The organism is Roseateles sp. P5_B10 (genome assembly GCF_056400485.1).
In genome coordinates, this window is sequence record NZ_JBFULE010001112.1 from 1 (window position 1) to 1,373 (window position 1,373).

General features: G+C 66.1%; 2 protein-coding genes. Both read right to left on the bottom strand.

The window, feature by feature from the left end:
• Positions 1–77 precede the first annotated feature (77 nt).
• On the bottom strand, positions 78–824 hold the full coding sequence (locus AC1DU6_RS31280) for a sugar nucleotide-binding protein (RefSeq protein WP_457326331.1): 747 nt from the start codon (positions 822–824) through the stop codon (positions 78–80).
• Positions 821–1,373 (bottom strand): alpha-amylase family glycosyl hydrolase (locus AC1DU6_RS31285; RefSeq protein WP_477862034.1); only part of this gene is annotated, 553 nt, incomplete at its 5' end. The genes AC1DU6_RS31285 and AC1DU6_RS31280, both read right to left, overlap by 4 nt.

Genomic DNA, 1,373 nt, shown 5'->3' on the forward strand with positions numbered 1-1,373 from the left:
CCACCGTCCAGACCAGGCCGCCAAAACCCCCATGAGCCACCGTGCGGCTGCGGCCCTTGCCGTTGATGGGCCAGCGCTCAATCACGGGTGAGCCCAGGCAAGCGCGCCGAAAGCGGTGGCAAGCGGCTGACGCCGCCGATGAGGCGCTGGTCATGCCGGTAGCCCTCGTCCGCCTGGACTTGCCAGTCGCGGCCGAACTCGATCGCGAGTGCGCGCGCCACCTCATCAAAGCGCCAGCCCTCCTCGGAATTGCTGTCCAGGTGGTGCACACCGGGCAGCGGCCGTTCGATCAACGCCAGCAGCGCGGCGGCCGTGTCGGTCATGAACGAACAGGCCGGCGTCCATGCTCGGCTTGCGGCCACATGGCCATCGCGCTTTTGCCATTCATCCAGCGTCATCAGCATGTTGTTGCCAGGCCGGGTCGCGTCGATCTGCCAGCCGATGCGGGCGATGACGGGCCTCTCATTGGCCAGCAACACGGCGTCTTCGCACTCGGCCTTGTAGCGGCCGTATTCGTCCTTGGCGTTGCGCGCGTCGGCCACGTCATGCGGACCGTCGGGCTCGTGGTCGAAGACCATGACCGTGCTGGTAAACAGGAAGTTCGGACAGCGCGACGCCAGCCAGCCCGCGAAGCGCGCCGAAGCCATGCCCAGGTGGGCGATCGCGTCCACCGACTGCGCGGAAAGCCAGGCGGCTGACAGCTTCTCATCGTCGAGGTTCACCGCGGTACGGTCCCAGCCGATGACCTGATGCCCGGCTGCGCGCGCAGCCTCGGCCAAGCGTGGCGCCAACGTGCCGTTCAGGCCAGTAATGAGGATTCTCATGACAACTGCCACCCCCATGGGCGCAGCTTATGGCCCTGCCAGAGCTGTTCCATCTTCGACAGGTTGACAGCCACGCGCACCAGATCCTGGTCCAGGCGGCGCTCGAAGGCGACGATGTCGGGCGGGCTGTCCAGCAGCTTCACCGGCGCGCCGTACTGGCCGGCGGCCAGCGCCGGATGCTGGTGCTTGAGCGCAGCGAGGCTGGCGTAGAAGTCGCTCAGCTCATAGGTCTTCCAGTCGATGGCGTCCTTCTCGAAGAACTCCAGCTTCTTGGTCAACCGCGACTCCTGGCCGTTGTAGACCAGCGGCATGCCGGGCAGCGTGAACGTCAGTACCGCCAGTGCGGGGTAGGCGTCGCCGTAGAGATCGGCGTCGGTGCCATGCCAGGAGTTGAAGTCGTGATTGCTCGTGAAGCGCATGCGGTAGGCATGGGCGGGAAAGCCCGCCGGTTGCTTGGCCAGCCACTCCTTCAACAGTGGGGCGCCCGCCTCGCCCTTGCCGATCTTCTTGAACACCTGGTCGGCCAGGTCCCAGGAATAGGTCATGTCG